This window comes from Vibrio sp. S457-15, from assembly GCF_000960545.1.
Taxonomy (GTDB): Bacteria; Pseudomonadota; Gammaproteobacteria; order Enterobacterales; family Vibrionaceae; genus Vibrio; species Vibrio parahaemolyticus.
Window position 1 is genome coordinate 137,248 of record NZ_JYOQ01000045.1, and the last position, 24,962, is coordinate 162,209.

Sequence of the window (24,962 nt, forward strand, 5' to 3'; positions counted from 1 at the left end):
ATTTAGGCTAGGGCACTTTCTACATAAAGTAGGTTTGTCATGAAAGCCAAATATAAATTTGCGTTGGTATCTATTGCTATATCTTCTGCATTACTATCAGGATGCAAAACTGGCGATATCGCAACGAAAACTGCCCAAGCACCCTCTGTTGAAACCGTTACCCTAACCGAAACAAAAATCACTCCTTATCATACTTTTATCGGTCGAACTGAAGCGGTAAATGACGTTGATATTATGCCTCGAGTCGGTGGCGAATTAACCGCGATTCATTTTAAAGATGGCGATATGGTCGAAAAAGGCCAATTGCTGTTTGAAATCGACGACCGTCCTTACAAAGCGGCACTGGCGTATGCAAAAGCATCGTTGCAAAAAGCAAAAGCACAACTCGTTCAAACTACGCGTGATGCAGAACGTGTAAAGAAACTCATCAAAGATAAAAGCATCAGTGAGCAGCAATACGATGACGCCATTGCTGCGCACGCCGCAGCGATTGCTTCGGTAGAAGAGGCGAAAGCGACGCTGGTTTCAGCAAGGCTCGATCTTGAATTTAGCTCTGTGCGTGCTCCTTTCTCTGGCCGCGTGGGTTTCAGCAACTTCCGAGTGGGTGACCGTATTTCGAAAATTCAACTCGTTCCTCTTGTTTCGATTACTCAAATCGACCCAATTCGCTTTGGCTTTGATGTGGATGAGAAGCTCTACCGCCGAGTAAGAAGTGCCATTGATGTGGCTCATCGTAACGATGACAAACTGGATGTTGATTTAACACTGACGCTTTCAGACGGTTCATTGTACCCGCTTGATGGCAAGATCTACGCCGTTGGCAACAAGATCGATTTAGAAACAGGCTCAATTCGAGCAGAAGCACAATTCGATAATCCAACTTACGCGCTTATGCCGGGTGAATATGGCAACTTGACCATCAAGCTGCGCAACAAAACCATTGATGGTTTGCTTATCCCATCGGCGGCTGTTCAGCAAGACCAAGCGGGTGACTACGTCATGGTGGTTGGTGATGATCACGTGGTGTCTCGTCGTAACGTTGAACTCGGTCAGACCTACGGTGTGAAACGTGCTGTGCTGACTGGCTTGGCGGCTAACGAAAAAGTCATCGTGAATGGTCTACAAAAAGTGCGTCCGGGTGCAACGGTGAAAGACGTTGAACTGCAGAGTGAACAAGGCTGAGTGAGTACTGATGTTAAGTAAATTTTTCATTCACCGGCCGAAGTTTGCTTTGGTGATCTCACTGGCGATGACATTGATGGGTATGATCGCCCTGAAAGTCTTGCCAATTTCTGAGTATCCTCAAATCTCTCCAACGGTAATTACGGTGAGCACCATGTATCCGGGTGCAAACGCGGACGTGGTTAAAAAGACGGTAGCACAACCGATAGAAGCCAAAGTCAACGGCGTTGAAGACATGATTTACATGTCTTCTGTGATTGGTAACGATGGCTCATACACATTGCGTATTTACTTCCGAGTGGGCGCAGATGGCGATATGGCACAGGTTCGTGTGAACAACTTGGTAGCACAGGCGACGTCGTCTCTACCACAAGAAGTAAACCAAATCGGTGTGACGGTTAAGAAGAAATCTTCCGACATGCTGGGCGTTATCACACTGCGTTCTCCGAAACAGTCTTACGACAGTATCTACCTTTCTAACTACGCGGATCTCAATATCGTTGAGCGTCTAAAACGTATCGAAGGTATGAGTGACATTACGCTGCTGGGTAAGAAAGACTACTCAATGCGTATTTGGTTAAACCCAAATAAACTGGCCACCTTGAAGCTTTCTGCTAGCGATGTTATTGGCGCAATTAAAACGCAAAACATCCAAGTGGCGGCGGGTAAGATCGGTGGTATGCCAGCTCCGGGTGACCAGCAATATCAATATGTTTTGCAAACCAAAGGTCGCCTTACTTCTGCGGAAGAGTTCGAGAACATCATCATTCGCGCGAGCAAGAAAGGTTCTTTGATTCGCTTGAAAGATGTGGCTCGTGTGGAAGTTGGCGCACAAGGTTACGAAGCTGATGGTCGTATGAATAACGAACCAGCCGCCGTTCTGGCCTTGTACCAGTTGCCGACAGCGAACGCGCTAGACGTGATGGAACGCGTGAAAGAGGCCATGAAAGAGTACGAGAAATCGTTCCCAGATGATTTGGTCTACGACATCGCTTATGACTCTACCGAATACGTAGAGACATCGATTGATGAAGTGTACGAGACGCTGGTGATTGCGGTACTTCTTGTAACCTTCGTTGTGTACGTTTTCTTGCAGAACTGGCGAGCGACCATCATTCCAACCTTAGCGATTCCGGTTTCCATCATTGCGACGTTCGCAATCATGGGCGTGATGGGCATGACCATCAACACCATTTCGTTGTTTGGCTTGATCCTCGCCATCGGTATCGTGGTGGACGATGCGATCATCGTGGTAGAGAACGTGGAACGGGTTATCCATGAAGAGCATTTAGACCCGATTCCGGCCACTATCCAAGCTATGAAAGAAGTGACGGGGCCAGTATTGGCAACAACGCTTATTTTGTTGGCGGTATTCGTACCGGTTGCGCTATTGCCGGGTATTTCTGGTCGAATGTTCAACCAGTTCGCGGTCACCATCTGTGTATCGGTGCTGATCTCTGCGATCAACGCATTGACGTTAACGCCAGCGCTTTGTGCGTTGATGTTGAAATCTACTCACTCGCAACCTATTGCGCCTTTGCGTGCGTTTAACCGAGGTTTTGAAGCAATAACGCGCAAATACCAAGGTTTAGTTGGCTTCTTGAGCCGTCGTATTGTGCTGAGTATCGGTGTTTATGGCGCGCTTATTGCGGTGCTGGCGTTTGCGTTCATGACCGTACCTTCTTCTTTCGTACCGAACGAAGATAAAGGCGTGTTCATGGTCGAAATGCGTTTGCCAGATGCAGCAGCATTGCAGCGTACTGCACCATTAATGAAGAAGTACGTTGATGAACTAAAACAGATGGAAGGTGTGGAGAACGTGGTTTCGGTTGCGGGCTTCTCGGTAATTAACATGGCGTCGATTCCAAACTCGGGCATGTTGATCATCAAACTGGATAACTGGAGCAAACGTAAAGACCCTGAGCTACACCAACGCGCATTGATGAATAAAGTTAACCAAATGCTGAACTCAACGCCAGATGCCGCTTCGTTCGTTTTCGCGACGCCGGCAATCAAAGGTATGGGTGCGGTAGATGGTTTCAACCTTGTGCTGCAAGACAACTTGGGCCGTTCTCCACAAGAGTTGGCAAAAACAACCGCTGATTTTGTTGCCCAAATCAACCAACTGCCTGAAGTGGCGCGTGCGTTCTCGATTTTCCGTGCGAACATTCCGCAACGTTACATCGATATTGACCGCGATAAAGCGATTTCGATGGGCGTACCGTTGAATGAAATCTTCAGCACACTGCAAGCGCAGTTGGGCGGTGCCTACATTTCTGACTTCAACTTGTTTGGTCGTTCGTACCAAGTGAAAGTGCAAGCAGAAGAGCAATATCGTGACAACATCGACGACATCGACCATCTGTTTGTTCGTTCTAGCTCTGGAAAAATGGTGTCACTGGCAACGATAGTGAAAGTGAAGCCGATCTTCGGCCCAGATACCTTGTCGAACTACAACATGTTCAGTTCTGCAACCGTGAACGGTGCGCCAGCGCCAGGTTACAGCTCGGGTGATGTTGTAAAAGCCATTGAAAAACTGGCTGCAGAGTCTTTGCCAAGTGGTTATTCGTACGAGTGGTCAGGCATGACTTACCAAGAGATGAAAGCAGGCAACATGGCGCCAATCGCGTTCGCATTGTCTTTGCTGTTCACCTACTTGTTCTTGGTGGCTCAGTACGAAAGTTGGACTATTCCTGCTGCGGTAATGATGGCGGTTCCAGTCGCGATTCTCGGCGCAATGGGCACGCTACTGCTGGTGGGACAACCGTTCGATTTGTACGTGCAGATTGGTGTGGTCATCTTGATCGGTATGTCCGCCAAAGTGGCGATTCTTATCGTGGAATTTGCCAAAGTTCTGCGAGAAGAAAAGGGCTTATCAATCATTGATGCTGCCAAAGAAGCTGCTCGAATCCGTTTCCGTGCAGTACAGATGACTGCGTTCGCCTTCATCTGGGGGGTATTCCCGTTGGTGATTGCATCGGGTGCTGGTGCGGCATCTCGTCACTCACTGGGCTTTGCGGTATTCGGCGGCATGATTCTCTCTACGTTTGTAGGCACGTTACTGACGCCAGTGTTCTTCGTGATGATGCAATCTCTGCGCGAGAAGTTTAAGCGAAAGAAACCCACTGAACTTGAGGTGAGCGAGCAATAACGCTGATTTCAACTGACTCCACAACACCCCCACGCTGTGTGCGATTGGCCAATGCCTTTCATTGATATACAACCACCGTCGCAGCGTGGGTTCCCCTAACAATAATAGGTTTTAGCATGAAAAATCTTTCAAAAATCGTCGTAGCGAGCTCTCTACTGACGTGTGCTGCTGCGCAAGCGGGTGGGTTATACCTTTACGAAACTACAGCATCGGATATTGGTTTGGCATCCGCTGGTATGGCGGCTCGTGCGCAAGATGCCTCAGTAATGGCAGCAAACCCGGCTGGTCTGGCGAATGTTTCTGGTAAATCTTTCTCTGGTAACCTGATTGGCCTTTACGGTGACGCGCAACTAGACACGATGACTGGCGATGCGGGCAACGTGATTGGTTTTGTTCCTATGGCGTCGGCATTTTACAGCCAACAAGTAAACGACAAATGGACGCTGGGTATTGGTCTGTATGGCAACTACGGTCTTGGCCTCGAGTACGAAGGTCTTTTGAATAATCATTTAGATATTCCTACAGCAACGACGCAAGCCTTAACCATTCAACCTTCCGCTTCTTACCGCATCAATGATCACTGGTCTGTGGGTGCGGCGCTTGGCATTCAGTACGGTATGTATGAAGTGGAAACGAAGGGAGCCTTGAACTTCAATGACGAAGACCAAGATACTCAGCTCAACGGCCGAGTAGGTGTGCTTTATGAGGCAACACCAGGCACTCGTCTTGGTCTGTCTTACTCTTCTGAAACCGAATTTGAATTCGACAAGAGTAACTCCATTGCTCCGCAACAACTGATCTTCAGTGCTTACCACGAAGTGAATGATGACCTAGCGGTGATGTGGAACGTTAACTGGCAAGACTGGAGCGAATACACAACCACGCTTAAGGCTGCAGATTTGGTCGATGTAGAGACACAAGACACTTACCAAATCGCATTGGGTACTCAGTACAAACTGAATGAAAAAATGATGTGGAATGCAGGCTTTGCATTCGATACCAGCATGTATGAAAGCCAATCAAACGGTGACATTTCCGTTCCTACTGGCAAGGCGTACCGCATTGGTACAGGCATTGATTACAAATTGGACTCAGAAAACTCAATTGGTTTCGCGTTTGAAGCGGTCTTGATGGAATCGTCAGAAACGCCACGCTTACAAGCTGGCTTTGATGAGCCTGCTCTTTACTTCATGAGCATGAGCTACAACTGGAAAAACTAATCATTCCTAATCGCTAAAACGCCTTCCTTACAGGCCATTCTACCTTAACTACCTGCACTGGATGCTGTCACGCCATCTAAGGTAGTTAGGGCGCTTCTGTTATATCCAGTGAGTGATGATTCAAAAAGTATCTGCGCAGCTAAGTGCGGGTATTCAACATCTCAAAGGACTAAAAAATGAAAAACAAACTAGCGTTAGTGTGTACGACTTTGTTGGTCAGTACGCTGGCTCATAGTGCCGAGCATCGAGTAAAAGACAATAAAAACAAGTTGGCGGATGACCCAACAAAAGTCATCACGAAATTTGGCGCGTCGTACGCAAACAACTACGATTTTGATGATCAAAATATCTCATTCTCGGGCTCACTTGCGCTTGACCAAGCGCGCAAAATCAACCTGCGTATCAATGATGATGCGAGCGAGTGGCGTATTGGTGGCTCGTGGTTGTTTCCGGTCGGTATCGTGAACTTCAACTTTGGTAAAAATGAATACGTAAACGGCGCGGATCAAACCAACTACAGCGTTGGTACCTTTATGCCGCTAAGTTATTTCGGGATTGAGCCAGCAGGCTTCCAAATTTTCCCAATGGCAGGCTATACGTACAACACTGGTGATGTTCCTGTTTGTGACGGTGCAAAAAGTAGCCACTGTAGCGGGCCTAACTTTACGGGCACTCCAAGTGCAGAGAATGGCTTCAATATGATGAGCTCTTCAGGCAGCAGCGGTTACGTTGGTGCATTTGCGCTGAAATCATTTACCAAAGAGCTGACGTTAATCAGCTTCGCAGCGGGCACTTACGGCTCAGAAAACAGTGAAGGAGAGAACTACAAAGGCTTCTTTGGTGGTATCGGCCTTGGTTACCTTGTGAACAAACGCCACTCATTTAACGTAATGACGTTTGTCATGGACAACAACACCTATCTGGATGAAGCAGACAAGCGTGTTGCGGTATCGTACCAATATCAATTTGAATAATGGAAACACAGCGCTAATGCGTTTGTGACGTCCAGTCCGTCAACACAAGCTAGCCTGTGATTCGAGCGTGTCACTGACATTATTTCAGCCCTTGCTCAGCGATGAATACTGAGGAAATTCTCAAGCAGCAATGCGAGAGATAGCACAGCATGAATTAACGCCAGTGATAACGTTCAATCGACTTACGCTTGTTCTTCAATACTCTTCTGGTATTGATGTTTCAAAACGTACATGCGCTTCACGTCACGATAGCTGCCATTAATGAAGTACTCTTCGATCAGATGGCCTTCCTCAATAAAGCCGCACTTTTTATACAGATGGATGGCAACTTCGTTCTCAACCGCAACCAATAGGTAGATTTTGCGTAAGTTAAGGATGGAGAAAGAGTAATCCAATGCGCGATGAATCATTTCCATCGCATAACCACGGCCTTGATGGTCTGGCGCGATGATGATTTGAAATTCCGCACTGCGGTGGATGTAGTTGATTTCAATCAGCTCCACCAAACCAATCAAAATGCCGTCAGCGTCTTCAACGACAAAGCGTCGTTCTGCGTCATCGTGAATGTGTTTGCGGTAAAGTTCCTCGAGCTCGTCATAGGACTCGTAAGGTTCTTCAAACCAGTAGGCCATGATATTGCGATTGTTGTTGAGTTCGTGGATAAAACGCAAATCAGAGCGTTCTAATGCACGCATTTTTAGGCCTTTTTTCATCCTGCTTCTCCAATGAGTGGGAGGGGAAATCCTCCCCGGTTGATGCTAGAAAATCTTAACGTATCTCAGGGAAAACACCTCGCATATTTTCATCAACTTTGTCATTTGTATCAACGGATATTTGACCTGTGTCAAACTTTGTAAGTTGCTAAAATCACTAATAATACTCGTTAATCCAGACGATAAAAAAGCTGATTAGTAAGGGAGGCTGATTTCATATTAAATACCGCGCAACGACTTCGTGTCTTAATCTAAACAAACAAGGTATTCAATATGTTTTCAATCGGTGACGTAGTAGTAGCGACTAAAGGTGTCGAGCAAGGCGAAATGGTTGTTACAGGTTTAAGCAGCGGCGGTTTTTACGCTCACGTTAAAGCTGGCGAAAAGACGCTAACTTACCCTGCTAAAGATCTTAAGAAAGCATAATTCAATTTGCTGACTTCTTAATCCCAAGTCAGCGCAAGGTGATTCACTCCTCATCTTGAATGTACTTGGGAATTGCAAAGGTAGCGCATCAGTCGCTACCTTTTTTATTGTTGATTCATCATCTCACTCATTGCTCATTCGATACGCCTTGATGCTCGCTGTGGTTGATTTCTACGCGATTTCTCCCGGTTTCTTTCGCTTTGTATAACGCTAAATCAGCACGTTTCACTAACGGCTCAAAAGAATCATCTAAGCCACACACTTGAGTTACCCCAATACTGGCGGTGAATGTCATATCACGCCCTGAATATCGAATCGTCGTGGTTTCTAAGGCATTTCGGATGGTTTCTAACGTATCCATTGCTTCTTGAGAAGAGCGGCTTCTCAGGACGATAGCAAACTCTTCACCACCGACACGAGCAAGCAGGTCGCATTCTCGTAAATGCCCTTTAATGGTATTGGCAGCATGGATGAGAGATTTGTCGCCAGCGTCGTGTCCGAACTTGTCATTCAGTTTTTTAAAGTTATCTAAATCCAAAATCGCGACGTGGAATTTGATCCCTTGAGTGCGAAATTCAGAAAGACGATGCTCAATTTGACGCATGAATTCTCTGCGGTTTGGAATGCCAGTAAGATCGTCTGTGGTGGCGAGGTGCTCCATTTTCATGATCTGAATATGCAGCGCAATGTTTAATGCTATCCAGTTGGCAATGCACTGTAATTGTGCGGCTTGTTCCTTGGTGTAAAAATGGGTTTGATGATGCGCGACGTTAAGCGTGCCCAAGCACATTTGACCATGCATCAGCGGCGCATCCATACACGTGCCCATACCGCTGGAGGTCAACATGACGCAATCTAGCTCGTCGGATTGAGAAACATCGTCACAAATGATCAGTTGTTGGTTTTTGAACACACGCCCGACGAAGGCTTGATCAATCGGCACGAGAAAATCGGCAGGAATCGCTTTGTTGCCGGAAAAAGAGTAGACCTTGAGGTAGTCACTGTTTTCGTACAGCGTAATGCTGGTGCGGTCAGATTCAAAAATCCGATTGATCCATTCTGCGACAGTATCGAGCACCTGCTGTAACGTCTGTGATTGAGCCAAAAAGTGAACAAAGCCGATCGGTAAACATATTGGGCGTTCCATGTTTTGCGTCGACAAGTCATTTGGATCAAAAGTTCTTTCAAGTCTCAATAGCCATCTCCCTAGACATTCCTCTAAATGTAAACAATAAGTAACACGCAGCTATTTTCAAGAAAAATACGTTCCTTTAACAGAGTATGGTTTATTTCTCGCCACTTGTGAGTATCAGGTTGCTTAATGTGAGCTTGAACTCATGTCTAAACCGATAATTTTTATGCCTAATTAGCAAGAGGTGACCATTCGGTAAAGCGTAGTGAAGACAGCAAGAATAAGAGAGATTTGTTAAGCATTTGAGAGCGCAGGTAAGAAAAAGCCCCGCTGAATGAGAAGGGCTTGGTTGCTCGAGTCCGAGCTTAACTTTCTTTGTAGTGCTCTAAAATCAGTTGGCTGATTTGCGCGATCAGTTGATCGCGAGCTTGAAGCGAAAGGTCAGTGTCTGTGACGTAAATACTGATGTAAACCGGCTTGTAGTTGTCTTTCCAGATCATCGCGCTAATGCCGCGTGAACCGTAGTTACCTGCGCCAGAGCGGTCTGCAATCGACCAGCCTTTTGGCAGAACAGAGCGCATGAGCGAATCCGATACTTTGTTGTCTTGCATCCAGATTTTCAGCTGTGTGCGTGACTCGTAAGATAGGGCGTTATCTTCCATCAAGGTGTGTAGGGTGTTTACCATGGCGTTAGGCGTTGTGGTGTCTCGCTTGTCGCCCGGTTTTGCTTCGTTCAAACGGGGCTCCAATCGGTCAAGTCGCGTTGCTTTGTCGCCAATAGAGCGCAAAAACAGCGTGACCGCTTTAGGACCACCAATTTCATTTAGCACTAAGTTTGCGGCGGTGTTGTCGCTCATCAACATGGCGGCTTCACAAGCGTGTTCGATACGCGTGCTTTGTCCAGCCAGTTTATCCATCACCGGAGACCAAACCACAATATTGCGTTCATCGATTCTCGCTGTGGCATTTTTGTTGAGTTTGCCGCTGTCCATGTCGCTTAGCATGGTGGCACACGCTAACGTTTTGAATGTGCTCATTAATGGGAAACGTTCGTCTCCGCGATAATCCCAACGCTCGTCCGTTTGTGTATCCCAGACTGACACTCCAATTCGCCCAGATGTTTGTTTCTCGATGAGGGAGATGTCTTCGTTTAATTTGGAGGCGTAACTAACAGTTGAGCAAACCATCAGCCCAACCAATAGGAATAACTTTTTCATGCGTGTGTTCTTCGTTCTTTTGGTTTTGATTCGCACTTTGGCGATGTTAAGCAAACTATAACGAGTGAATACTCTAACCACTGTTAAATCCCTGTCGATTTTCTGTAGGATTCTGCGCAATACCTCCAAGTTTGTTATTGACCTTAGGTATATTGTGGGTTTGCTCAACTTTACGAATATTGACGTTGCATTACGCTAGAAAAACTAAACTAGAGTTGTCGTCAATTTGAGAGTGATGTTCATGAAAACTGTACGAAATTTTGTATGGATGATAATTGCCGCCGTGTCTGTGTTGTGGTGGATGAGTGAGCCGCAACTGCTGTCCTCGACCCAATTCTTCCAATGGCGCTCCGCGCTTATTCAATATTCTGGTGTTTTGTCGTTAGCTTTGATGTCTATTGCGATGGTGCTGGCGCTGCGCTTACCTGTGATCGAGCAATGGGTTCACGGGATGGATAAGGCCTATCGTGTGCATAAATGGCTCGGTATTACGGGGGTTAGCCTCGGAGTCGTGCATTGGTTGACGTATAAAGTGCCAAAATGGCTAGTGTCGGCAGGAGTGCTCGAAAAACCAATCAAACACACCGGGGTTGGGCCTTCTGGGAACAACTTTGTCGGTTTAGAACTCTGGGTCAAAGAGCTGCGCGATGTGGGGCTTGGTTTGGGGGAGTGGGGTTTTTACCTGCTCTTAGCATTGCTCGTGGTGTCACTGTGGACGGTTGTTAAATACAAGCCATTTAAGTTGTCGCATCGTTTAATGGCGGCAGTGTATTTGATGATTGCTGTTCACTCCGTTTTGCTGATCAAGCACGCGTACTGGGGTGAGCCAATTCATTTCGTTGCCTTGGGCTTTGCCTTGATGGGCTCTGCAGCTGCCGTTTATAGCTTGCTTGGTTTTGTCGGACGAGCGAATCGTCATCCCGCCAAAGTGGTGTCGACTCGCTACTTCCCACAAGCGCGAGTGATGGAGCTGGTTTTGGCGCCAAGTAATAACGGCCAAGGAAAACCTTGGCAAGGACACAAAGCTGGGCAGTTTGCTTATGTTCGTTTTGGTAATGAAGATCCGCATCCGTTTACGATTGTTTCAGGTGAGCATGAAGCAGAGGTACGCTTTTTGATCAAAGAGTTGGGTGATTTCACCACGGATTTGTACCACAGGGTTAAAATTGGTGAAGAAGTGATGGTTGAAGGCCCTTACGGACGCTTGGCGTTTGACGTCAATAAGCCGCAGATTTGGATTGCGGGTGGTGTTGGGGTCGCGTCGTTCTTTGCCATCTTAGCGTCACTCAAATCGCTAAAAACGCATCCTCCTGTGCATTTGTTTTACTGCACGCGAGGTTTGGATAGCCATTTAGTGGACGAGTTGTGGAAAATGGCACGTCTTGCGCGAGTGAAGCTGAACGTGATTGATACGGCGGTGTCTCCTCGACTTAACGTAGAGCGTATCGCGAGCGAATGTGGCGATTTAGCGCGTTATGAGTTCTATTTCTGCGGGCCTGAAGCTTTTTCGCAAACACTGAAAAAAGAGTTGAATGCTTATCGCGTCGATACCGAACGTCATTACCATGAAGAGCTGTTCGTCATGCGATAGTGGCAGGGATGAACGAAACAAAAAGGAGCTGAGTACAGCTCCTTTTGTCTTGTTGTATTCATGTCTAACGTATTGTCATCGTTAGATTATCTAGTTTAAGCTAAAGCCTACTTATAACCTTACAACTTCACTTTTTTGACCATGCCAGCTTCTGCGTGGCCTGGAATGTTACAAGCAAACTCTACGTTGTTGTCTCCGTGGAAGTGCCACAAAATCTGTTTTGCTTTACCCGGTTCTACGGTGACAGCATTGCCAGAGTCGTGCATGTGATTACCTGACATGTTTTTCATCATCTCACGGTGCTCAAGTTGTTCTGCTGCTGAACCGATGGTGAACTCATGATCGATTTTGCCCGTGTTCATCACCACGAACTGCACGACGTCGTTCGGCTCGATTTTTACGTCTTTCTTGAAGGTGATTTTCATGTCATCGCTCAAAATCACATGGACGACTTTATCCGGTTTCGCCCCATTCGCTGGCATACCCACTGCTGACATTCCTGCTATGCCTTGCATGTTGGAGTGATCCATTTTTGAATGATCCATCGGCATCTCGTCCATGTTCATGTTATCCATCGACATCGAACCATGGTCCATTTTGCCGTGATCCATGTTGTCGTGGTTCATGTTCGAGCTATCCATTTGCGCGAATGCGCCTGCTGATACCATAGTTAGAGCAAGAGTGATAAGTGTCTTTTTCATGTTGATTTCCTTTACTGTCAATGAGGTAGTGCGCCATTGCAGTTTGTACAATGGCGCTTGTTGTTTATTTCTCTGGGTTTTGAGTTTTGTTGATTTCTCGCTGCTTCCACAGCTTGAAGATGGCTGGTAACACCAGCAGAGTCAGTAGTAGGGCAGAGGCCATGCCGCCAATCATTGGTGCAGCAATGCGCTGCATCACTTGAGAGCCAGTACCTGAGCCATACATGATAGGGATAAGGCCAATGATGACCGTGAGAACCGTCATCATGACCGGACGCACACGCAGCCCCGCGCCTTCTCGAATGGCATCGGTTAAATCTCCAATTTGCAGAGCTTGTTGGTTTTCTTCTGCGTGAAGTTTTTTGTGGTGCCACGCTTGGTTGAGATACACAAGCATAATGACGCCTATTTCCACCGCAACGCCGGCGAGGGCGATAAATCCGACCCCAACGGCGATGGAGAAGTTGTAGTTGAGGTAGTGCATCAACCACAAGCCACCAACCATTGCTAAAGGCAGAGTCAGCATGATGATTAACACTTCACCCACACGGCGGAAGCTGAAGTAAAGCAACATCATGATGATAACCAAGGTGATCGGTACGACCACACTCAAGCGGTCTTTAGCGCGTTCCATGTATTCGTATTGACCAGACCAAGCGAGCGAATATCCAGCAGGGAGCACCAGTTGGTCAGCCACTGCTTGCTGCGCTTCTACCACGTAAGAACCAAGGTCGCGGCCATCGATATCCACAAACACCCAGCCGTTAGGACGAGCGTTTTCGGTTTTGATCATCGGCGGACCGTCTTCGTAACGAATGTCAGCGACATCAGCGAGTGCGATACGCGCTCCATTTGGTGTCACTAGCGGTAAGTTTTGCAGCTTAACCACAGAGTCACGGTAGTCTTGCGGGTAGCGAACGTTAATCGGGTAGCGTTCCAAGCCTTCGATGGTTTCTCCAACATTCATACCACCGACAGCGGTTGAGATGACTTGCTGAACGTCTTTGATGCTCAATCCATATCTCGCAGCAGCGCGGCGTTTAATGTCGATTGTTACGTAACGGCCACCAGCTACACGCTCGGCATAAACCGATGAAGTGCCGCGAACGTTGTTCAAGATAGGTTCTAACTGCGCGCCAATCTTTTCGATTTCTTTCAGGTCTGGGCCTGCGATTTTGATCCCGATTGGCGTCTTAATGCCCGTCGCAAGCATGTCGATACGCGTTTTGATCGGCATTACCCATGCGTTGGTTAGCCCCGGGAACTGCACGAGATTGTCGAACTCTTTGCGCAATGACTCTGTGGTCACGCCTTCACGCCATTGGTCATGAGGTTTGAGCTGAATTACCGTTTCAATCATGGTGAGTGGTGCAGGGTCGGTGGCGGTTTCTGCACGGCCAATCTTGCCCCAAACCGTTTTAACTTCCGGTACGGTTTTGATCAGCTTGTTCGTTTGCTGAACCAACTCACGTGCTTTACCGATGGAAATGCCCGGGTAGGTGGTCGGCATGTACATCAAATCGCCTTCATCCAATGGTGGGATGAATTCGCTGCCTAGTTGGCTAGTTGGGTAGTACGCCGATGCCAATAGGCCGAGCGCCAGTACGATCATCGCTTTCGGATATTTCAAGCTCAGATTAAGCAACGGACGATACAGCGCAACCAGACCACGGTTAACAGGGTTCTTATGTTCTGGCAGTATTTTACCGCGAATAAAGTAACCCATTAGAACTGGCACGAGCGTGATCGCAAGTGCTGCCGCTGATGCCATGGCATACGTCTTGGTAAAGGCGAGAGGAGAGAACATCTTGCCTTCTTGACCTTCCAGTGCAAACACTGGAACAAAGCTTAACGTGATGATAAGCAGCGAGAAGAATAGGGGCGCACCCACTTCTTCAGCGGCTTTGCCAATCACTTGCCAGCGGTTCTTATCCGTGAGTGGCGTTCGCTCAATGTGCTTGTGGACGTTTTCTATCATCACGATGGCACCATCCACCATTGCACCGATGGCGATGGCAATCCCCCCGAGCGACATGATGTTGGCATTAATGCCTTGAGAATACATCACGATGAACGCTGCAAGAATGCCTACAGGCAAGCTCAGGGCGATAACCAATGAAGAGCGAATGTGGAACAAGAACAGTGCACAGACGATGGCTACGACGATGAACTCTTCCGCTAATTTCTTCCAAAGGTTATCGACAGCTGCATTGATCAGCGTAGAACGGTCGTAGGTGGTGACGATTTCAACGCCATCCGGCAAGCTACGCTGTAAATCTTCCAGCTTGTCTTTAACTTTGCTGATCACCTCACTCGCATTTTCGCCATAGCGCATCACGATCACGCCACCAACCGCTTCACCTTCGCCGTTAAGCTCAGAGATACCGCGACGCATTTGCGGACCTAAGTTGATGTCGGCAATGTCGCCCAATAAGAGCGGTGTTCCTTTGTCGGTCACTTTAAGCGGCAGCGATTTAATGTCTTCGATGCTGGTCAAGTAACCGGTGGTGCGAACCATGTGCTCAGCTTCAGCAACTTCCACTACGGATGCCCCCGTTTCTTGGTTGCCGTTTTGAATCGCCATGTTTACTTGTTGCAGCGTTAAGTTGTAAGCACGCAGCTTCGCCGGATCAATCTGGACTTGATACTGCTTAACCATACCGCCTACGGTTGCGACTTCAGAAACGCCATCGACGGTTTGCAGTTCGTATTTTAAGAACCAATCTTGCAAACTGCGCAGCTCGGCAAGGTCATGTTGACCCGTTTTGTCTTGCAATACATAGCTGTAGACCCAGCCCACACCCGTAGCATCTGGGCCTAAGGTTGGTTTTGCACTTGGTGGTAATTTAGGTGCAACTTGGCTTAGGTATTCCAAAACGCGTGAACGTGCCCAGTACATGTCGGTATCGTCGTTGAAAATGATGTAAACGTACGAATCCCCGAAGAACGAATACCCACGAACGGTTTCTGCACCCGGTACGGCGAGCATCGCGGTGGTTAGCGGATAAGTGACTTGATCTTCCACCACTTGCGGTGCTTGACCCGGGTAGCTGGTTTTGATGATCACCTGAACATCAGAAAGATCCGGAATTGCGTCAACAGGCGTATTCTTTACACTGTAAAGTCCTGCTAAAACAAGCATTAAGGTCGCGATCAAAACCATAAAGCGGTTATTGAGTGACCAACGGATAATTGCTCCAATCATAGTTAGCCCTCGATCGCTTCAATTTGTTTCAAAACGTAGTCAGAACCTTGTTTTTCAACTAGAAATCGGACTTTCTGACCTTCCTTGAAACCGGATAAATCCACTTCATCACCCACAGAGAAGTTCATTTCACCGGCATCCCAGTTCCATTCTGAAACCGGAAGGTGATTGAGCGTGATCATGCCAAAATCCGCCATTAGCATGCTGATGTCTCCCGTTACCCAAACGTCAGTCGCGAGAACGGTGTCATCGGCTTTGTAATCGACGATTTCGTATTGACCCGATGCGGCTTTTTGAATTTCGAACTCAATAGCTTGGCCTTTTTGCAGCGAGCCCATATCGACGCCGTCAGCGAGGGTAAAGTTCATAACCATCCCCGGCCAATCCCACTCTGGTACGGGCTGGTGGTTGATGGTCAACATGCGATGGTCTTTCATCACATCAGTGATTTCGCCCTTCGTCCAAGCCGTTTGCGAAGTGGCTTCGGTCGGTGATGAAATGCGCGATAGATCAGCCGTTTGGCTCGATTCTGAATCCAACATAAAGTGAGCTGAGGTTACGATGCGATCGTCTTGAGTCAGGCCTTGTAGTACCTCGATTTTGTCGTCAGCTTCACGACCGACTTCGATGCGCGTTGAGCGGTATTTGCCGTCTCCCTCAGACAGCACGACGCGAGTCATACCCCCCGAGCGGATAACGGAAGACTTTGGAATGGTTAACACCGCGTTGTCGCTGACAGGCTGTAAGGCAATATTGGCGAACATGTTCGGTTTCAGCTCGCCATTGGGATTAGAGAATTTAAGACGAACACGAAGCGTGCGCGTTTTAGGATCCAAAATTGGATACACATAATCGACGCTGCCTTGCCACTCTTTACCCGGAATCGCATCCAACGTCATAGTGGCGTCGCTGCCTGCTTTCATCCAGTGAGCTTGGCGCTCAAACACTTCGGCATCCACCCATACGTTTTCAAGTGGGCCCGCGCTGATCACCGCTTGAGCAGGGGATAGGTAACCACCTTCACGAACGTTCAAACTCGCGATGACGCCATCTTCCGGAGCTTTAATTTCAATAGTTTGCGATGCTTTCCCACGTTGAGTGATGGCTCTGATTTGAGAACGATCAACACCCAGTGTCACCAAACGTTCTGTCGCGCCTTTCACCAGGCCACTACGTCCAGTTCGGTAGGCGTTCAGCAGCTCTTCTTGTGCTTTGACTAGCTCAGGAGAATACAGCGTGAACAGCACATCGCCTTTGTTGACCTTTTCACCCACGGCATTGATGTAAAGCTTTTCGACCCAGCCCGCCACGCGAACGTTGGTTTGCCACAAATGGCTTTCGTCAAACGCGATGTAGCCGACAGTTTCAATTCGAGGTGAAAGTTGCTCTAAAGAGACTTGAGCGGTTTTTACACCTAAGTTGTTTTCAACCGATGGGTCAATTTTTACCGTGCCGGGTTTGTCTTGTTCACCCGCGAGATCTTCGGCGTACACTGGGATCAAGTCCATGCCCATTGGCGATTTGCCCGGTTTGTCGCGCTTGTAATTTGGATCCATTGGCGCAACCCAATAGAGTGGCTCGTTTGAGCTGTTCGCAGCGCTACCGCTTGTGCCGCTCATGTCGTGGTTTGCACCAGATAGGTACTGATTAACGCCAAACCCTAGTGCCCCGCCAACAAGCAGAGCGATGGTTGCTATCTTGATTGAATTTGAACTCATTCCTAATTCCTTATTTTCCCCATGAGGCATGACAGCGATGTTGATTGTTTATTGGTGTGCATTCGCCATCGTCCCCAAACTTGGGTTCTTTCATGTTTTTGTTTTAGTTCGCGCTTGCTTCAGGCGTGATGTTGGGTGTGGATACTTGATATTCGAAACCACCCAATAAAGCTGCTAAGTTGCTGTTTACGATGTTTAAATCGGTAATAAGACGTTGCTGTTCGAGCTTTAGCGCCAGCTCGTCTGTGCTTGCCATGATCACGTCGTTAAACTGTGCGGTATTGTTTTGATAACCCCTTTCTACCGCGTGAATACGAGCTTGAACTTGGGGAAGTAAGGTGGATTGATAACGCTCTAAACGCTGACTCAAGTTAGCGCGATCAACCAGCAATGTGTTGACCTTCGCGTTCATCTGAGTCAATAACGTATCTTTTTGTGAGCGAGCTGCGCCCACTTGATACTGCGCGGCGGCTAAGTTGCGGTCTTGGCGATTGCCAGTGAACAGGGGAATGTCCATTGTTAGATACGCGCTCACCAAATCCGATGCAGGTTCGCCTTTCATATTGTTGGCTTGACGATAGGCGTACATCACTTCCACACCGAATTGAGGCGTGTAAGCTTGCTCTGCAATGTCCACTTGAGTTTCATTGGCAGAAATACTTACGTCTGCCATTTTCACCATCGGGTGATCACTCAACTGTTGGTAGTGCTTGGTCGTTTCGCTATTTTCAGACAACTTTTGGTTCAATGACGCCCAAGTCAGTGTGTTGCTGGCTTGGAGTGTTGAGCGTCCGTTTTGGGTATAGGTATTGAGCCAGTCAGAGCCCAACCATTCTGAGAGTTGCGAGACCAAACGGCGCTGCATTTGTGCGTTGGCTTGCAGCTTTTCATCCAACTTACTCACTTGAAGCTGTGCATTCAGTAAATCTTGCGCTTCGCTTTTGCCGATTGAGTAATTGGTTTGAATGAAGTTTTCCATTTCCGTCATGAGCCGACGGTTTTCTAGCAAAATTTGCTCTGCTTTCTGCTGATAACCCAGCTCCAACCAAAGCTGAGTCATGCTATTTGCCACTTCAAGCTCCCGTGCGTGAACTTGCAACGACAAACCATCGGCTTGTTGATTGGCTTTCTTTTGTTGAAGATCGAGCGTCGAGCCACGTTCGAACTGTTGCATCAAACCGACGGAGATATTGGTCATCGGATCTTCGTCAAATTTGAAGCTATCGACAGGCAAACCACCAAAACCGACTTTCAGTTTCGGGTCCATCAAGGTTGCGCTGGCTACGCCTGTTTCACGCATCGCTTCCGATTGAGCATAGAATTGCTTGCGGTTGCCATCGTTGCTCAACGCGATGCTAATGAGGTTTGCTAGCTCATTGGTTGATTGGGCTTGGATTGATTGAGCTTGCGCTTCTTGTTGTGCTTTCGTATTGGTTGGCGATTGCGCCACCACATTGAAAGCTGGTAGGGCAACCAGAGCCAGTGAGCATACTGGTGCCACTAAGCGATTTGGGTTGAATTCCATAATTTACATCCAAATTGATACCAAGCTCTTTTGCGTTTCGGGAACGATTGAACCGAGCGGGAGAGCGTTGGTATTTGCCAAACGGATGACGCACTTTTTTATCGCTAAATAGCAGGTAACAAATGGAGTTACGAGCGAATAGCTGAGGTGAGCACGCTATCAGTTGGGCGCAAAGAAACTGCCTGCAAAGGGATGCAGGGTCGAATGCTTTGTATGGATTAAACTATCGGAGGCCGATACAAATCATGGGTGACTTGTACCACTGGTGCGGTGATTTCTGAGGCAATGGATGCGCGATAAGCCAGTGGGGATAGCTGGCTGACAGGGGCTGGTAACGGGACGAAAACGAATGAACAAGATGCTGTGCAGCAATTGTGGATCATGCCGGAGCCATCAACACAGCTCATGGTCATTTCTGTAGAGTCGGAGCTCAACGATGAGGCCATCTCCATGCTCATGCTCGAGGAGCTACAGTGATCGTTCGCGCTTGCCATTTCTGTCATGTGTTCAGGCATCATAGCGCCACTCGACATCATTTTGATACTCATTAAAGGCGCGCTGTTAACCACGCTAGATACCAGCAGTATCAGCGTTGTACATAACGTTAGCCAAATTGTATGCAGTGATTTAAGGCGCATACGGAGTCCAGTCAAAATGAGTGTAAATAACGAGTAACCGCTTAATAATAAAGGTTACCCTAGGGGGAAAGTCAAGCATTCACCCCCAAGTAAACGTGAGATATTTGGTGCATCTTGGGAGAGGTTCGACATATTAATCGCCAATAAATATCTCTTTATTGAGTTTTTTGTCACACGAACTTTCCATGGTAGGGGTTATCCTTATAGAATGTAAGGTTTAACGTGCCTGCTTCGGGGGTTGTATGATAGAAATTGTCATCGATGGAAAATATAGAATTGTAGAAGAGGGGCTAACCCTTCTGGAAGCAGCCAAAGTGTGTGGGGTCGAAATCCCTTCACTGTGCGGAATGAACAAAAGTAACGAGAAAATTCCGTGTGATTTGTGTGTTGTCGAAGTGGAAAGTGGCGGAACTAAGCGTGCCTGTGATCTCAAAGTGTACCGCGGTCTCAATGTCGTCACACAATCAGAACAACTGAGCGAGCACCGCAGAAAAGCGCTCAACCGAATCATGACGGACCACTACGCCGACTGTGAAGCTCCATGCAAAACGGCGTGTCCTGCTGGGGTAGACATCCAATCTTACCTCTACCATATCTCGCAAAACGATCATCAAAAAGCGATTGAAGTTATTAAACGCACACTGCCAATGCCGTTGTCGATTGGCCGCGTGTGTCCGGCATTCTGCGAAAGTGAGTGTCGCCGTTCTTTGGTGGATGAGCCGATTGCCATTCGCCAACTCAAACGCCATGCCGCAGACGCAGATCTAGCGGCGCATGAAGCGTATGTCCCGGAGAAAAAACCAGCGAAGCATCGCAAGATCGCCGTTGTTGGTAGTGGCCCCGGTGGCTTAACAGCAGGTTATTACTTGTCGAATGAAGGTTATGACGTCACCGTATTTGAGTCCATGCCAAAAGCAGGCGGTTGGCTACGCTATGGCATTCCTGAATATCGCCTACCCAAAGACATTCTAGACAAAGAAATCGAACTGATGTGCCGCAACGGCATGCAAGTTGAAACCAACAAAAAGCTTGGGGTTGATTTCACGCTGTCTCAATTGAGTGAAGACTACGATGCTGTCTGTTTGGCAGTGGGGGCGTCTCAAGCGGTAGAAATGAATTATTCTGGTAGCGACTTGGACGGTTGTTATCTCGGTGTTGATTACCTGAAAGATTACGTTACAGAACAAAACTACGTTACGGGCAAAAAAGTTGCCGTGATTGGTGGTGGTAACACTGCGATCGACTGTGCGCGTACGGCGCGTCGTGCGGGTGCCGATACCACTTTGATCTATCGTCGAACTCGCGACGAAATGCCAGCCGAAGACTACGAAATCGTCGAAGCTGAACATGAGGGCGTGAAGTTCCATTTCTTGACGAATCCGGCGGAAAACATCGCGGATGAAAACGGCCGCGTGAAGGCAATTCGATTAGAGCGAATGGCGTTAGGTGAGCCAGATGCGTCTGGTCGTCGTAGCCCGAAACCAACGGGTGAGTTCTTTACTGAAGCATTTGATACCGTGATTGCAGCGGTATCGCAAAAGCCGGATCTCAGCTTCTTAGAAAACGATGATTTGTCTATTCCACTAACACGTTGGAACACATCTGAGTCCGACTCGCAAACCATGCACACGGGTACGGGAAATATCTTCAGTATCGGTGATTTTCGTCGTGGTCCTGCGACAGCGGTTGAAGCGGTGGGAGATGGGCGAGTTGCGGCAAAAGCGATTGATCTCTTCCTCAATGGCGATATGGCGGATATGCCGAAACCTGCGTTCAACTCTCGTAAAGAGAAAAAACTGGCGCAGGTTGACCCACTTCATTTTGAAAACATCCAAAAAGTTGCTCGTTCAATCATGCCGGAGTTGACTCCAGCGCAGCGTGAGCAGAGTTTTGCTGAAGTGGAACTGGGCTTTGATAACGAAGAGGCCATGAAAGAAGCGGCGCGCTGCTTAGAGTGTGGTTGCCAAGCGAATACCGACTGTGCCTTGCGAGATTACTCAACGGAATATCATGCCGAGCAACATTTCGATGTTTCCGTGGACGTTTCCTCTGCTAGCGTGATTGGTCATCAAGATTGGCTCGATTTGCGAGCGAAAGATCTTCGTCACAAATACGAAGTAGACCGCAGTTCTGAGTTCATTGAATTTGATGCTAACCGTTGCATCAGTTGTGGTCAGTGTATTCAAGCATGCCGTGAGCAAGCGGTACATGGTGTGTTGAGTTTTGTGTCGGATAAAAATGGCCGACCAGCTTTACGCCCAGATGATCGCCCACGATTCCGCTCCGATGAAAAAGGCGTAGGTTGCAGCGGTTTGACGCTCATGGGCGATTCAAAATGCGTGCAATGTGGGGCGTGTGTTCAGGCATGTCCAACGGGCGCGATGGTGGACAGCCGTGACCGCTCTCAAGGCAGAACCGAACAGCTAAAAGCCGTCGATACCATTTGTACCTATTGTGGTGTGGGTTGTAAGTTGACCATGTTTGTCGATGAGCGACAAAACAAAATCCGCTATGTAAAAGGGGCGGATTCGCCGGTTAACCAAGGTATGCTGTGCGTGAAAGGCCGTTTTGGTTTTGACTTCATTAGCAGCGAAGAGCGTTTAACGACACCACTGATTCGTAAAGATGGTTGGTTGCAGCCAGCAACTTGGGACGAAGCGATTCAGCTAGTGGCTTCGAAGCTTTCGACCATCAAGCAAGATTTTGGTAACAACGCACTGGCCGGATTCTCTTCAGCGAAAACCACTAACGAAGATAACTACGCGTTTCAAAAATTCATCCGTCGTGAACTTGGGACGAACAACGTTGATCACTGCGCACGTTTGTGTCACGCATCAAGTGTGACAGGGCTTGAAGCATCGTTGGGGAGTGGCGCGATGACCAACGACATTCCGAGCATTAAGCATTCCGATGTGATCTTTATTATCGGTTCTGACACCACATCTGCGCACCCGATCATCGCTTCGCACATCAAGCAGGCGATTCGTCATCACGGGGCACGCTTGATTGTGGCAGACCCGAAACGAGTGGACATGGCCGAACATGCAGAGCTGTACTTAGCGCATCGTCCGGGCACGGATGTTATGTTGCTCAACGGCGTGATGCAGCAAATCATCAAAAATGGTTGGTACGATCAAGAATACATCGAAGAGCGCGTCGACGGCTTTGATACTTTGCTTCAAGAGGTAATGTCGCCAGCGTACAACCTCGACAAAGTTGAGTTAGTGACGGGCGTAAAAGCGGACGATATTTTCGCGATGGCGCGAATGATCGGTACGGCAAAACGCACGGCGGTGTATTACTCCATGGGCATTACCCAACATACGACGGGTCACGACAACGTTCGTTCGATTGCTAACCTGCAATTGTTGTGTGGCAACATCGGTATTGAGGGTGGTGGCATTAACCCGTTGCGCGGTCAGTCAAACGTGCAAGGTGCGTGTGATATGGGCGCATTGCCGAACTGTTATCCGGGATATCAAAAAGTGTATAACCCGATTGTTCGTCAGAAATTCGCGATTGAGTGGGATGCGCCGAACTTACCTTCTGAGCAAGGGCTTACCCTAACGGAAATCATCGATGCGGCGTGCAAACGAGAAGTTCGCGGGATGTACATCATGGGCGAAAACCCAGTACTGAGCGATCCAAACCAAGCACACGTGATTGAAGGGTTGGAAGCACTCGACTTCTTGGTCGTGCAAGACATCTTCCTCACCGAGACGGCGCAGTACGCCGATGTGGTATTGCCTTCTTGTTCATTTGCGGAAAAATCCGGTCACTTCACCAATACTGAGCGACGCGTGCAGCGCGTTAATGCGGCAGTGAAAGCGCCGGGTGAGGCGAAAGAAGATTGGTGGATCATTCAAGCGATCGCAAACGCGATGGGTAGCGATTGGCATTACCAGTGCGTTTCTGAAATCACTAGCGAGATCGCGCGTGTAACGCCGCAATATGCAGGGTTGCGTTGGGACGCGATCACGCCGAACGGTGTTCAATGGCCAAGTAACAAGAACAATCCAAACGGTACTCGTATTATGCATCAAACCCAATTTACCCGAGGGAAAGGGCAAATGGTGGGCGTGCCGTTCCGTTATGCAGCCGAGTTGCCTGATGAAGAGTATCCTTTGGTGCTTACAACAGGGCGTGTGCTAGAACAGTTCCATACCGGTACGATGACACGCAAAACGAAAGGGTTGGATAACCTTGCTGGGCCAAGAGCGATGATCAGTGTTGAAGATGCCGAAGCAATTGGTATCCATAATGGTCAGCGCCTAAAAGTGTCGACTCGTCGTGGCAGCATCGAAATTGATGCGTTTGTGACCAAGCGAATGCAAAAAGGCGTCGTGTTTATTCCTTTCCATTTCGTTGAGTCGCCAGTTAACCGCTTGACGACCACGGCAACGGACCCGCATGCGAAAATTCCTGAATTCAAAGTCGCAGCGGTTAAGATTGAAATCAGTGAAACGGCCGCTCAACCAGAGCCTGTCGAGGAGGCGGTACACCACGTCTAACATCAACGCTTCACGCACTGGCGAGTTGAGAAATTGCATTTAAGCTTATGATATGTAATAGCGAAACGAGCAGTGCGTGTGTCGAGCGTTTTTAAGTGGATCCTATTGCTTCTACCCGCTCTTATTTGGCTGGCGGTCAGGCAAATTGAACATATTTGGTGGGCGGAGAATCTTACCTCGATTCCCGCCCTCATTGTGTTCACTTACGTTGTTTTAGCCTCGGCGTTTTTTATTGCTCGCCGATGGTTGCAAAGTGCATTTTCTGCCTTTGTCGCTATTTTGTTTGTCTTGTTACTTGTTCCGCCGCAGCGCAGCCATGTGGCGTCTTGCTCGCAGTCTTTGAGCGTCATTCAATTCAATCTTTTTTACGAAAATTCAGACATCAATCAGTTCATCAACTATCTATTGAGGCATCCTGCTGATTTGGTGGTGATGCAAGAGCTGACGCCGCGAGTTGGCAGCCTTTTGCACATGTTGGATGATGTCTATCCGCATTATTATGGTGGCCAACGTGACGTAGGGTACCCTTCAAATTTGATGATTCTTAGCCGACACCCCATCACGGAGGTTTCGGTTTATCGTGCGCCAAATGGACAAGAAGTCATCAGAGCGGTTTGGTTGCCTAAAGATCAAGCACCGATCACTTTGTTTGCGGCTCATCCGCCATCACCAAGAACCAGCGAGCTTTGGCATCAAAGAAATGCGCTGGTGCGAACCATAGAAACTCTGACCGCGCTTTATCCCGAGCCAGAGGTGTTGGTTGTGGGGGATTTCAATCTCTCCTCGGTTAGCCCTCGTTTTTCTGCGCTGTTCCCGAGTTTTCAAACCGCGCCAGTGACGAGCTGGCCAACTAACATCAAAGGCATAAACGTGCCAGAGCCGATGATGATAGGTATTGATCACTTGTGGCTAAAATCTGAGCAAGGACAGCGAATCATTTGCTTTCGTGAATCCTCTGCTTTTCCACAAGGCTCAGATCACCGCATGGTGACAACCCAGATCGGTGTGCATATTCCATAGTTCAAGCTCTTAGAATTTGTCATGTTTCATAAGTAAAA

At 48.1% G+C, this 24,962-nt stretch carries 16 protein-coding genes; 8 read left to right on the plus strand and 8 right to left on the minus strand.

Annotation, left to right across the window (positions count from 1 at the left end; all coding sequences use genetic code 11):
* The first annotated feature begins 39 nt into the window (after positions 1-39).
* The 4 genes from vmeP to UF05_RS06635 all read left to right on the plus strand — a co-directional run bounded on the left by vmeP (position 40) and on the right by UF05_RS06635 (position 6,527).
* Complete coding sequence (gene vmeP / locus UF05_RS06620; protein WP_005391278.1) at positions 40-1,182, plus strand: efflux RND transporter periplasmic adaptor subunit VmeP; 1,143 nt, start codon at positions 40-42, stop codon at positions 1,180-1,182.
* 10 nt (positions 1,183-1,192) lie between these two features.
* Positions 1,193-4,333, plus strand: coding sequence for an efflux RND transporter permease subunit VmeQ (gene vmeQ, locus UF05_RS06625; protein ID WP_045545849.1), 3,141 nt, complete (start codon positions 1,193-1,195; stop codon positions 4,331-4,333).
* 116 nt (positions 4,334-4,449) lie between these two features.
* Positions 4,450-5,553, plus strand: coding sequence for an OmpP1/FadL family transporter (locus UF05_RS06630; protein ID WP_045545848.1), 1,104 nt, complete (start codon positions 4,450-4,452; stop codon positions 5,551-5,553).
* Positions 5,554-5,729: 176 nt separating this feature from the next.
* On the plus strand, positions 5,730-6,527 hold the full coding sequence (locus tag UF05_RS06635; protein WP_020842347.1) for a hypothetical protein: 798 nt from the start codon (positions 5,730-5,732) through the stop codon (positions 6,525-6,527).
* Between the two features lie 182 nt (positions 6,528-6,709).
* Here the strand turns inward: UF05_RS06635 and speG are convergent, their stop codons facing one another.
* Positions 6,710-7,240 carry a spermidine N1-acetyltransferase gene (gene speG / locus UF05_RS06640; protein ID WP_005459711.1) on the minus strand — a complete coding sequence of 177 codons (531 nt, stop codon included), beginning with the start codon at positions 7,238-7,240 and terminating at the stop codon, positions 6,710-6,712.
* Between the two features lie 273 nt (positions 7,241-7,513).
* Here speG and UF05_RS24175 point away from each other — a divergent pair, with 273 nt between their 5' ends.
* Positions 7,514-7,666, plus strand: a complete 153-nt coding sequence (locus UF05_RS24175) for a hypothetical protein (RefSeq protein ID WP_005459713.1) — start codon at positions 7,514-7,516, stop codon at positions 7,664-7,666.
* Positions 7,667-7,793: 127 nt separating this feature from the next.
* On the opposite strand, the gene UF05_RS06645 is transcribed toward UF05_RS24175, so the two are convergent.
* Complete coding sequence (locus UF05_RS06645) at positions 7,794-8,861, minus strand: sensor domain-containing diguanylate cyclase (RefSeq protein WP_025546313.1); 1,068 nt, start codon at positions 8,859-8,861, stop codon at positions 7,794-7,796.
* Positions 8,862-9,163: 302 nt separating this feature from the next.
* The gene (locus UF05_RS06650; RefSeq protein WP_020835015.1) at positions 9,164-10,015 is read right to left on the minus strand and encodes a carbenicillin-hydrolyzing class A beta-lactamase CARB-20; all 852 of its coding nucleotides are present in this window, start codon (positions 10,013-10,015) and stop codon (positions 9,164-9,166) included.
* Between the two features lie 241 nt (positions 10,016-10,256).
* On the opposite strand from UF05_RS06650, the gene UF05_RS06655 reads away from it, so the two are divergent.
* On the plus strand, positions 10,257-11,606 hold the full coding sequence (locus UF05_RS06655) for a ferredoxin reductase family protein (protein WP_045545893.1): 1,350 nt from the start codon (positions 10,257-10,259) through the stop codon (positions 11,604-11,606).
* Positions 11,607-11,725: 119 nt separating this feature from the next.
* On the opposite strand, the gene copI is transcribed toward UF05_RS06655, so the two are convergent.
* The 5 genes from copI to UF05_RS06680 form a co-directional block, all read right to left on the minus strand.
* Positions 11,726-12,307: a copper-resistant cuproprotein CopI gene (gene copI / locus UF05_RS06660; protein ID WP_045545847.1), complete on the minus strand. Its 582-nt coding sequence runs from the start codon at positions 12,305-12,307 to the stop codon at positions 11,726-11,728.
* A 64-nt stretch (positions 12,308-12,371) separates the two neighbouring features.
* Positions 12,372-15,512, minus strand: a complete 3,141-nt coding sequence (locus UF05_RS06665) for an efflux RND transporter permease subunit (protein WP_045545846.1) — start codon at positions 15,510-15,512, stop codon at positions 12,372-12,374.
* A gap of 2 nt (positions 15,513-15,514) precedes the next feature.
* Positions 15,515-17,230 carry an efflux RND transporter periplasmic adaptor subunit gene (locus UF05_RS06670; RefSeq protein WP_045545845.1) on the minus strand — a complete coding sequence of 572 codons (1,716 nt, stop codon included), beginning with the start codon at positions 17,228-17,230 and terminating at the stop codon, positions 15,515-15,517.
* A gap of 103 nt (positions 17,231-17,333) precedes the next feature.
* The gene (locus tag UF05_RS06675; RefSeq protein ID WP_045545844.1) at positions 17,334-18,755 is read right to left on the minus strand and encodes a TolC family protein; all 1,422 of its coding nucleotides are present in this window, start codon (positions 18,753-18,755) and stop codon (positions 17,334-17,336) included.
* Between the two features lie 218 nt (positions 18,756-18,973).
* Positions 18,974-19,393 (minus strand): hypothetical protein, encoded by a 420-nt coding sequence (locus tag UF05_RS06680; RefSeq protein WP_045545843.1) that lies wholly within the window; start codon positions 19,391-19,393, stop codon positions 18,974-18,976.
* Positions 19,394-19,635: 242 nt separating this feature from the next.
* Here UF05_RS06680 and fdhF point away from each other — a divergent pair, with 242 nt between their 5' ends.
* Positions 19,636-23,904 (plus strand): formate dehydrogenase subunit alpha, encoded by a 4,269-nt coding sequence (gene fdhF / locus UF05_RS06685; protein ID WP_045545842.1) that lies wholly within the window; start codon positions 19,636-19,638, stop codon positions 23,902-23,904.
* Between the two features lie 72 nt (positions 23,905-23,976).
* Positions 23,977-24,924, plus strand: a complete 948-nt coding sequence (locus UF05_RS06690) for an endonuclease/exonuclease/phosphatase family protein (RefSeq protein ID WP_045545841.1) — start codon at positions 23,977-23,979, stop codon at positions 24,922-24,924.
* The last annotated feature ends 38 nt before the right edge of the window (positions 24,925-24,962 follow it).

What these genes read in the sequence shown, in the direction of transcription:
- vmeP (WP_005391278.1), top strand. Translation starts at nt 40, where the DNA reads ATGAAAGCCAAATATAAATTTGCGTTGGTATCTATTGCTATATCTTCT.
- vmeQ (WP_045545849.1), top strand. Translation starts at nt 1,193, where the DNA reads ATGTTAAGTAAATTTTTCATTCACCGGCCGAAGTTTGCTTTGGTGATC.
- UF05_RS06630 (WP_045545848.1), top strand. Translation starts at nt 4,450, where the DNA reads ATGAAAAATCTTTCAAAAATCGTCGTAGCGAGCTCTCTACTGACGTGT.
- UF05_RS06635 (WP_020842347.1), top strand. Translation starts at nt 5,730, where the DNA reads ATGAAAAACAAACTAGCGTTAGTGTGTACGACTTTGTTGGTCAGTACG.
- speG (WP_005459711.1), bottom strand. Translation starts at nt 7,240, where the DNA reads ATGAAAAAAGGCCTAAAAATGCGTGCATTAGAACGCTCTGATTTGCGT.
- UF05_RS24175 (WP_005459713.1), top strand. Translation starts at nt 7,514, where the DNA reads ATGTTTTCAATCGGTGACGTAGTAGTAGCGACTAAAGGTGTCGAGCAA.
- UF05_RS06650 (WP_020835015.1), bottom strand. Translation starts at nt 10,015, where the DNA reads ATGAAAAAGTTATTCCTATTGGTTGGGCTGATGGTTTGCTCAACTGTT.
- UF05_RS06655 (WP_045545893.1), top strand. Translation starts at nt 10,257, where the DNA reads ATGAAAACTGTACGAAATTTTGTATGGATGATAATTGCCGCCGTGTCT.
- copI (WP_045545847.1), bottom strand. Translation starts at nt 12,307, where the DNA reads ATGAAAAAGACACTTATCACTCTTGCTCTAACTATGGTATCAGCAGGC.
- UF05_RS06665 (WP_045545846.1), bottom strand. Translation starts at nt 15,512, where the DNA reads ATGATTGGAGCAATTATCCGTTGGTCACTCAATAACCGCTTTATGGTT.
- UF05_RS06670 (WP_045545845.1), bottom strand. Translation starts at nt 17,230, where the DNA reads ATGAGTTCAAATTCAATCAAGATAGCAACCATCGCTCTGCTTGTTGGC.
- UF05_RS06675 (WP_045545844.1), bottom strand. Translation starts at nt 18,755, where the DNA reads ATGGAATTCAACCCAAATCGCTTAGTGGCACCAGTATGCTCACTGGCT.
- UF05_RS06680 (WP_045545843.1), bottom strand. Translation starts at nt 19,393, where the DNA reads ATGCGCCTTAAATCACTGCATACAATTTGGCTAACGTTATGTACAACG.
- fdhF (WP_045545842.1), top strand. Translation starts at nt 19,636, where the DNA reads ATGATAGAAATTGTCATCGATGGAAAATATAGAATTGTAGAAGAGGGG.